Origin of the sequence: Streptococcus suis (genome assembly GCF_046032115.1) — a bacterium.
Lineage (GTDB): Bacteria > Bacillota > Bacilli > Lactobacillales > Streptococcaceae > Streptococcus > Streptococcus suis_AJ.
The window spans coordinates 26,513-33,063 of the sequence record NZ_JARQOZ010000024.1 but is presented as its reverse complement, the minus strand read 5'-3'; the positions used below and the strand labels follow the sequence as shown (position 1 = coordinate 33,063).

Below are 6,551 nucleotides of genomic sequence, written 5' to 3'. Positions count from 1 at the left end.
AAGTCCTGCCACACTTCTCAGAGTTCGTGTCAACATCTCAGCGCAGTGGTTGATTGGCAGATTTGTTCGTGTTTCACGCTCCAAATCTGACCTAATCAACTGTGCGGGGGTGGGAAGACGAACTCCTTTTAGACTGGTCGAGTTCTTTCCCACTCCCTTTTTAAAACGTAAAAATAACAGATAGGTCGATTATCAAGCCGAACAATCTGAACCAAGGGGCGTTAGAAACCCAGAAAATTGTGCAGTATTTAAAACTTTTTCTACAGCGATTAGATACCTTCTGCGACTAATTCCGTCCACATGGCATCTTCGTAGGTAAAACCAAAGTTTGTTTCATTATCTATACCGTAGATAAGTTTTACTTGTACTTTCTCTCCTGGCTTCAACTTTTCAACTAGATTCACATCGTAGGTCCGTAAATCCAGAGAAAATGGAATCTGACTAACGGGGTCCATGAGACTGAAATAGTATTCATCAAAATAGAGTTCTTCTGCGGTCGAATTTTCAACTTCCATTTCAACAACATAAGCTGTGCTGTAGTAGCTATCTACTAGTTCTACGCTATCGTCTTTGCCCATCGACGTTACGGTCACATGAAGACCATCAGAAAAATCAACTGAGTCACCAACTTGATACTCCGTGTATTCCACAGTCTCGTCAATGTATCCGTCACTACCTGTATCCCAATTATCAAAATTTGCTGCGCTTAGGCCAATCATAAAAATAAAACAGGTTACTCCTAGGATAAAGGAGAGAACGGCACCAGCAATGGTCGTCCAAAAGAGAGTCTGTTTGTGCAAGGGTTTCTTCTTATAATACATCTGCCCATTTTCAACGACAAAATCTTTTGTTTGCATCATAAACTCCTTATTTTAAAACAGTTGGTCCACTTGAAGGTAAATCTATTCCTGCTTGACGCAGAGCATCTTGATAAAAACCAAAGAATTGGTGATAGATCTTGTTCTGTTGACCGTTAGCTACGAAAAGATTAACACGAAATACAAACTGTCCCGAAATAGCGTTTTGGGGACCTAATACAGTCACACCTGTAATCTGGTCAAAATTGCTGATTTCTCTCAAATTGACCTCTTCTATTACACGATAAACTTGGTCCAAATCGGTATTAAATTTGAGCGGAATATCGATTTGAGCACGCATGTCCCCTCTTGACTGATTGGACACCACTAGAATGTTGCGATTGGGAATAAAATGCAATGTCCCATCTGCATCACGTACTTGTGTTGTTCGGATTCCCATGCTAACGATGGTTCCTGAAATGGTAATGGGCCCGTTGGTTAACTTAACCACATCTCCGACGTCAAACTGTCGTTCAATTAAGATAAAGAATCCATTGACCAAGTCTGAGAGAAAACCTTGTGCTCCCAGCCCAACAGCTACCCCAGCAATCCCGGCTCCTGCAAGAAGACTGGATACCGGTAAACCGAGGATACTCAAAATACAGTAGATAAGGATGAAGTAGAGTAGGTAATTTAGGATGCTTTCCACCAGACGACTGATGGTCTTCTGACGACCAATGTCTTGTGTAGACACCTTTAGAGAGGGAACCAAAACCTTTTTCACAGAAGCTTTGGCTATCTTCTTGATAATGTAAAATGCAACAAAGAGTAAAACAAGCGATAAAACCTTATTTAAACCTGCTGTCACAATGGCCTCAATATTAAATTGAGACAAATACTTGGTAATAAAATCATTCATGAGATAATTATAGCAGAAAACATCCTAAAAGAACAAAAAGACAGCCAAGTGGCTGACTTAGAACGTAGACAAACTCCTAAAAATATTAAAAATTGAAGAAGTTTGCGAAAGATAGCAAGTCATTAAACTCTTAGAAACATTGATATTTCGCGTTTCTGAGAGTTTTTTATTTTCAACATAAAGAAAAAAGATTGAAGAAAATTGTCCAAAATGGAGTTTTTCTTCAATCTGAGACAGCCAAACGACTGTCTTTTATCTTATTTCTTCTTTGCAAAATACTGGCGTGTCTCCTTGATGATAACAGGAGAGAGAGCTAGTAAGGCAATCAAGTTTGGTAGGGCCATGAGACCATTCACAATATCGGCAATGGTCCAAATCAAGTCTAGTTTGAGGAAACCACCAAGGGCTACCATTGCCACAAATAACAGACGATAAGGCAAGATGGATTTGGTACCGAATAGAAACTCGATACAGCGTTCACCATAGTAAGACCATCCGAGAATAGTTGTAAAAGCAAAAAGTACCAAACTAATCGTCAAGGCAATAGATCCTGCATTGCCAAAAATTGTTGCAAAAGCTGCCTGTGTCAGAGGAGCTCCTTCCAATCCTTCGACAGACCACTGACCTGTCACCAAGATTGTCAAACCTGTTAAGGTGCAGATAATAATCGTATCGATAAAGGTACCCGTCATAGAAATCAAACCTTGCTCAACAGGATTATCCGATTTGGCTGCTGCAGCTGCGATAGGCGCTGAACCTAGACCAGATTCATTTGAAAACACTCCACGCGCAATACCACGTTGGATCGCTTCTTTTACAGTTGCCCCTATAAAGCCACCAACTGCTGCTGCAGGTGAGAAGGCAGATTTCAGAACCAAACCAAGGGTCGGCAACAGTTCATTCCAGTGAACTACCAAGACTATCAAACTTGCCAAAATGTATAAAATTGCCATGAAAGGAACGATTTTGGTCGAAACATCCGATATTTTTTCAATTCCCCCAAAGATAAAGAAAGCAATTGAAATGGCTGTCACAATGCTGACCAACTGGGGAGCTAATCCAAAACTCGAAGACATGGAAGATGCAATCGAATTAACCTGTGAAAATGTCCCCATTCCCAAAAGCGCTACGAGGACACCTGAGACAGCAAAGAAAACAGCCAAGGGTTTCCACTTCTGTCCCATCCCCAAGGTGATATAGTGCATAGGCCCACCTGCTGCTTGACCATTGGCATCCTTTGTACGGTATTTAATGGCTAAAAATCCTTCCGCATACTTGGTTGCCATCCCGAAAAAGGCCGCCACCCACATCCAGAAGAGGGCACCTGATCCACCTGTCGTAATAGCAGTTGCCACCCCAACGATATTTCCCGTACCAACTGTCGCTGCCAAAGCTGTACAAAGGGCCGCAAAGCTGGACACATCCCCTTGACCAGACTGGTCACTGGAGAAAATCAGACGAAAAGCCGTCGGCAATTTGCCAATCTGAAATACTCCCAAACGTAGAGTGAGATAAACACCCGTTCCGACCAATAGTAACAAGAGGGGCGGTCCCCAAACAAGATTGTTGATAGCCTTAAATAGTTCTAACATAGTTCCTCCTAAGCATAATTCTTAATCCGATAAAGCTGCCGGAAAAACAAAAAGAGGCTGAACTCTTCAACCTCTAGAATCAACGTGAAAAATACAGAAAAAGCCTATTTTTCAACGCTCTGTCCTTTTACCTGAGAGTTTCAGTAGCTCTACTTTTCCAAGCAGAACTACCTTGCCCCTTCGGTGCCAAAATGGTCTCTCCAGAGTTCCGTCCATTGAACAGTCAGTTTCCCTTCTACCCAATATCAACCGATTATTCAGTTTTATCTAGTTTTATTTTAATCTAATTTCACGAAAAAATCAAGAATATTTTCTGATACTCAATGAAAACCAAAAGTAGTCTAGGAAACGAAGCCAAAGATAGAACTCTGTTACTGTCTTGTTTCAAGGTAACAGGCTGAAAAGCTCCACTGGAGCTTTTCACTCATCAAGGCTCTTGACAACGGATAATTTTGATAGAGTATGAATTTTTACAAGTCTTCCATTTTTATGATAAGGTCTGCTCGCTCCCAAATCAAAGGATTATGGGTCGCAATCACAATTAGCCTATCTGGACTTTTCAAAGATAATAACATATCCATAATTTCTTGGGAGCTCTTAGGGTCTAAGGCAGCCGTCGGCTCATCTGCTAAAATCAATGGAGGATTTTTCAGGATGACTTTAGCAAGAGCTACCCGCTGGGCTTCTCCTCCTGAGAGTTCATAGATAGGCTGGGATAGGTCCAGATAAGACAGACCAACTGCATCAAGTGCCTCTTCCTGCCTCAACTTCCTTTCATCTTTAGATAATTTCTGACCAATCAGGCCCAAATCCAGATTTTCTCTGATTGTCTGACTTTCTAAAAGACCAAAATTCTGAAAGAGATAGCCTAATTCCTCCCTAAAAAAGAGATGGGGCTTCAACTTTTTCAAATCCTTCCCCTTGTAAAGAATGTCACCTGCATCATAGGACTCCAACTTGGCTAAGATATTCAGCAAGGTCGTTTTTCCGCTACCACTGGCACCTATCAAGGCATAGACCTTTCCAGCCTGCAAGTCTAGCGTTACATCAGAAAACAAGCTACGTTTCCCAAATTTCTTTTGAATTGATTGGATAGAAAACATACTAGGCTCCTTTCAAAATACGGATATTCCAAGCTCCTTCTTTTCTTGTCTCCCACCTCAATAAGCAGAGAGCATTGACCAGAAACAAAGCAAAACTGATACTACTTATGAACATGTGACCTGTCACTACCATGCTCGCTCCCAAGGCTAATAAAAGGGCCAGTAGCTGAACCGTTAGGTATTTCTTATGGATTCCAAAAAAATCCATCCCTGCAATTTCTTTGATAAAAATATCACGTTTAAACTCTTCGAAGTATAAGAGATTCATGGTATTAAACAAAACAATCGATGTCACGATACCTAAAATAGCACCCATAGAGGTTGAAATGGTCTCTATCCGAATACGGTCTAAAAGTTCCGTAAAGAGGGAGGAGCTACTTTTCACTTCATTAACAAACTGAAACAGATTTCTTTCCTTCAATTCGCGTAAAAGTTTATCTCTGTTTTTAAATAGCATACTGCTATCTACTTCATTCAACCAAAAATCAGCAGATTCCTCTCCCAGACTTGACGGTGCCAGCACAACTAAAATAGGGTCTTTCAAATATTGCACATGCTGACCAGAACGATGATTGTAGATAAACTGCTTCTGCCCATCTTTTAGATAGGCAACTTTTCCCTTAATGGTAGCTGAGCTTGCTTGATTGGCAGGTCTAACCATACGATTGATATAATCTTGGTAAAGATGGAGATACCTATCACTTTCAGGACGCAATGTTTCAGGTAATAGAAGTTGAAATTCTCCTTCTTGTAGAGAAGGTAATGCTTCGTCCGACAAGTCTACATCCTGTATCTGCAAATAATTTAGACTAACGTAGAGGGTGTTTCCTGCTGGATGGTAGCTGTCCAGGCTTGTTCCATCTTCCAGTTGGGAGCCCATTAAATAGGCATTCAAATTACTTTTGACAAAGAGCGCGCCGTCTTCCTCCAATGCTTGCTTTAGTAAAGGATACCAATTTTCAGGCGAATTTAGTCCTGAGCGACCATCCGCAGAAATGTTCCAAGCCAAACTATAGTAATCCCCTTCTTTCTCCCACTGCTGGGCACCTGCTTGGTATTCCTGCCAAATCCCTGAATAATAGACGGTTTGAGCCATGCCCAATGACACCACTAGTAGAGCCAGCATTTGCCCCATAACCATAATGGTCAGGATTCCTTGTAGAGGCATCTTCCCTTTTAACAAGGGTAAAAAGTGGTAGGTTCGAATGGCCAAGGTAAATGTAGCAGCGAAAAAAAGGGCAATCAAACCAAGCAAGAAATGATAGCCCACCAAGGCTGCGACCAGATAGTAGACGGAATAGCTATCTAATCCGATGAGATAGGCCAGTCCAACTGCTGGAAGAACCACAAATGGGATAGCTAGAGCTATCTCTTTCGCATTTTCCTGTAGAGATAGTAGAAATAAATGCCAACGTGAATCTCCTGCAATCAAACGGATACCTGCTGTACGCAACTGCCTTACATTGGCAATCACGACCAAAGCCATATAGGTAATAAGAAAGACCTGTACGGCTAAGAATTGACCACCTTGTGTCAGAAATGCGAGTAAAGTAGCAATAGTCGAAGGCTTCCGAATCTGAACCTCGTCAAATCCAAGCGAAACAAGAAGAGACCGAAGCTCCTCTACCGTCGCTTTCCCTTGGAAAATAAAATATTTGGTTAAAAGCGCAGACTCCACCTTTTCTGATGCCTGAAATTCCTCCAGTCCTCTCGGCAGGGGAGACTGACTAAAATTGTCATAGGAAAAGGTACGTCCACCTGATGTACTTGGCTCAATCACCCGCCTGGCAATCACACTATCCGTCTGTTGAGAATATTCCTCTAATCTCTGTCGTACATCTGAGTAAGTCACGTCCTCAGATACCGACAAAGTGGTCACAGAAGGAAAATAATGAACAAGCATAGTCTCCTTTTGACTAACTCCCAACCAAATCATAAAGACGGCTAGAATGATCGTCGATATAAGTACAAATTTTCCTTTCATCACAATCACCTGTCTTCCTATTCTCTAAAATGTAAGAAAAGGCGATGTTTATAATCGCTCAAACCCGATTAAAATAGATCACCTGTCCAACTAAAATAATATCTATATATAAATTATTATATCAAAATCATCTTTCTGAACATACAATTTTAATAC

5 protein-coding genes and 1 riboswitch are annotated in these 6,551 nt (G+C 41.2%); all 5 genes read right to left on the bottom strand.

Translation table 11 applies throughout. The features are described from left to right. Positions 1-269 precede the first annotated feature (269 nt). Positions 270-857, bottom strand: a complete 588-nt coding sequence (locus tag P7J36_RS08005; protein WP_408551821.1) for a DUF4352 domain-containing protein — start codon at positions 855-857, stop codon at positions 270-272. Positions 858-867: 10 nt separating this feature from the next. Further along, positions 868-1,716, bottom strand: coding sequence for a mechanosensitive ion channel family protein (locus tag P7J36_RS08000; RefSeq protein ID WP_044759256.1), 849 nt, complete (start codon positions 1,714-1,716; stop codon positions 868-870). A 257-nt stretch (positions 1,717-1,973) separates the two neighbouring features. Next, the gene (locus P7J36_RS07995; protein WP_408551820.1) at positions 1,974-3,308 is read right to left on the bottom strand and encodes an alanine/glycine:cation symporter family protein; all 1,335 of its coding nucleotides are present in this window, start codon (positions 3,306-3,308) and stop codon (positions 1,974-1,976) included. 109 nt (positions 3,309-3,417) lie between these two features. After that, positions 3,418-3,522: riboswitch (glycine riboswitch) on the bottom strand. A gap of 256 nt (positions 3,523-3,778) precedes the next feature. After that, on the bottom strand, positions 3,779-4,411 hold the full coding sequence (locus P7J36_RS07990) for an ABC transporter ATP-binding protein (protein WP_408551819.1): 633 nt from the start codon (positions 4,409-4,411) through the stop codon (positions 3,779-3,781). 1 nt (position 4,412) lies between these two features. Beyond that, on the bottom strand, positions 4,413-6,395 hold the full coding sequence (locus P7J36_RS07985; RefSeq protein ID WP_408551818.1) for a DUF1430 domain-containing protein: 1,983 nt from the start codon (positions 6,393-6,395) through the stop codon (positions 4,413-4,415). Positions 6,396-6,551: the final 156 nt, after the last annotated feature.

Excerpts from the sequence above, each read along its gene's own strand:
- P7J36_RS08000 (WP_044759256.1), bottom strand. The coding sequence starts at position 1,716 with ATGAATGATTTTATTACCAAGTATTTGTCTCAATTTAATATTGAGGCC.
- P7J36_RS07995 (WP_408551820.1), bottom strand. The coding sequence starts at position 3,308 with ATGTTAGAACTATTTAAGGCTATCAACAATCTTGTTTGGGGACCGCCC.
- P7J36_RS07985 (WP_408551818.1), bottom strand. The coding sequence starts at position 6,395 with ATGAAAGGAAAATTTGTACTTATATCGACGATCATTCTAGCCGTCTTT.
- P7J36_RS07990 (WP_408551819.1), bottom strand. The coding sequence starts at position 4,411 with ATGTTTTCTATCCAATCAATTCAAAAGAAATTTGGGAAACGTAGCTTG.
- P7J36_RS08005 (WP_408551821.1), bottom strand. The coding sequence starts at position 857 with ATGCAAACAAAAGATTTTGTCGTTGAAAATGGGCAGATGTATTATAAG.